General features: G+C 43.0%; 2 protein-coding genes. One reads left to right on the top strand and one right to left on the bottom strand.

Features of this window, described 5'->3' with window-relative positions; translation table 11 throughout:
• The first annotated feature begins 168 nt into the window (after positions 1-168).
• Positions 169-708: a hypothetical protein gene (locus ACED42_RS21660; RefSeq protein ID WP_371704126.1), complete on the top strand. Its 540-nt coding sequence runs from the start codon at positions 169-171 to the stop codon at positions 706-708.
• A gap of 336 nt (positions 709-1,044) precedes the next feature.
• On the opposite strand, the gene ACED42_RS21665 is transcribed toward ACED42_RS21660, so the two are convergent.
• Positions 1,045-2,067: an IS110 family transposase gene (locus ACED42_RS21665; protein ID WP_210443505.1), complete on the bottom strand. Its 1,023-nt coding sequence runs from the start codon at positions 2,065-2,067 to the stop codon at positions 1,045-1,047.
• Positions 2,068-2,279: the final 212 nt, after the last annotated feature.

The raw sequence follows: 2,279 nt of genomic DNA on the forward strand, positions 1-2,279 counted from the left end.
TTTCCTACAGAGGACTCTCACCTCATTAGTTCATACCCATGCTGGGCGTACACAAAGCCATCAACACGATGCTTATAACATTCGGCGTTTTTGGTTTAGAGTATAATTGATTTGGAAAGTGAGTCGTCAGCACGTGTTATGGCGGCGTTATGTTTTTAAGAGGTAAAAATGAACAATGTCAAAGAGTTGCATGGTCGATTAACAGTTTTGCACTCATTTTTTCGGTCTCATGCGTGTTTTCTCGCTCTTGAACATAAGTGCCAAGATCTAGATCGAGAGTTTGATGGGCTGTGTCCATATACGCATATTCATAATGTTTTACTCTGCGATGCGGTTACAAGCTGGTGTAAATTGTTTGGGTCATGGAAAGACGAGGGACATTGGAAGAAATTAATACCAGAGGAACAGCATCAAAAGTTCCTTAATTGCCTGCTTGAATCGACAAAACTGAGCCAAGAGGAATTTGGTGAGTATCGAAATGAAATGGTTGAGTTTCGTAACAAATGGGTAGTACACCATGATGTTCATTGTGAGCAAAAGCCTGTTCCATTTTTTGAAATTGCTCATAGTAGCGCATTGGCATTGAATACGTTTATACGTGAAAACGCCGATGATGAAATTACCTATGATGGTCCAGAGTGCATGTCAACTTTTGGAGATCAAGTTGCAGTAGCAATGTTATCAAAGCTTGTTCAGCCCAAAACATAACAAAGCATTTAAGAGTGATTCCTAACGCTTGGCATTTTTCATTCCATCGTTGAGTATAGTGTTTACGGTGGTAAGGTTGGGTTTCGTGGTTGCGTTACTCACATATATGGTCTCCCCCAGTTTTGCAAGTCAGCAGTATGATTAAAAGTGCAGGTTAACTTCCATATATACGGCCTGTTGAGCGGCTATTGCCTTGGCCAAGATGAGGAAGTCGAACACGAAGTCCTAATCACCTTATCGACTTTATAAGACAGTGTGAGTATAAGGTTTTCAACGTGTAGGATTTATCCTGTTATTCATCTTGCTACGTACTTTGCAAAGGGTTGGTGATCATCATTAGCTTTGTTTTGGTTGATACTCTTCATTTTTAGTTATAACGGCCCACGCTATACGCATGAGTTTGTTTGCCAAAGCGACAGCGGCTCTGTTTGGTCCTCGTCGCTCTTGGAGTTCAAGCATCCACTTACTGAGATTATCGGATTTAAATTTGGCGCGCCTCAACGCTGCTCTTGCTCCATGAACGAGAAGGGATCGGATATACGTGTTGCCTCTTTTGGTTATTCCTAGAAGAATGACTTTGTCGCCGCTGGTATCTTGCTTTGGTACAAGCCCCATTGCGGCGGAGGCATCTCTACCGGTTTTGAACTGTTGTCCAGAGCCAAGCCATACTGCAACGGCTTGGCTAGTGAGTGGTCCAAAGCCTGGAATAGACATGAGTCGCTTTGCGTTTTCGAACTGCTTGATGGTTTGGTTAAGTTTATCGTCGAACCATTTTACTTGTTCGTCGATGTATAAATATCGTTCGTACTGATGGGATAGCAGTTCTCTTAATATACAAGACAGTTGGTTTTCATCGTTCTCGAGTATTTCGGGTATGGCCTTTCTGAAAGCAGCGGCTCCTTTGGGCATAATGATGCCGTATTCAGAGATAAGGCCACGCACTTGATTAACGATACGAGTTCTTTCAGTGACGAGCAGACGTCTCATTCGAATAAGAGATTGGATGTCTTGTTGCTCGACGGATTTATGAGGCACAGGGTGAGGTCTTTTGTAGAGCGCGACTTCGGCAATGGCTTCGGCGTCGTTATAGTCGTTTTTCTGTTTACGCCTTTGAGTTTTCACATGCTGGGGTGCATAGAGTATGACTTCGTGACCGAACTGAGAGAATTCACGAGCCCAGTAGTGTGCGCCGGAACAAGCTTCCATGGCGATAGTACAGGGTGCTTTATTGGCGATGTAACTAAGTAGTTTACTTCGTTGAAGTTTTTTACGGCAAAGGTTCTTCCCTTTATGATTGATTTCAAAAAGAAAGAAGATATTTTTTGCTAAATCGATGCCGATGATTTTATGCTGAGTCATGGTCTTCTCCTTTTACTTCGGACCTGAACACTCCAAGCATGGCTTACAGTCATGTGAAGTGGTAGGGGGAGACCATCTCATCACCTTAATGCGGCGTTGATATGACCCCCACTGTCAATTAAAAACGTAGAAGTTTCTCTCCTGTATTATCAGAGCCTTTCTTGTTGCTTAGGGGATAGTGTTACCGCATAGATGAAGCAAGTAATGTCGTC

It is taken from the genome of Vibrio sp. FF145 (assembly GCF_041439075.1).
Lineage (GTDB): Bacteria > Pseudomonadota > Gammaproteobacteria > Enterobacterales > Vibrionaceae > Vibrio > Vibrio tasmaniensis_A.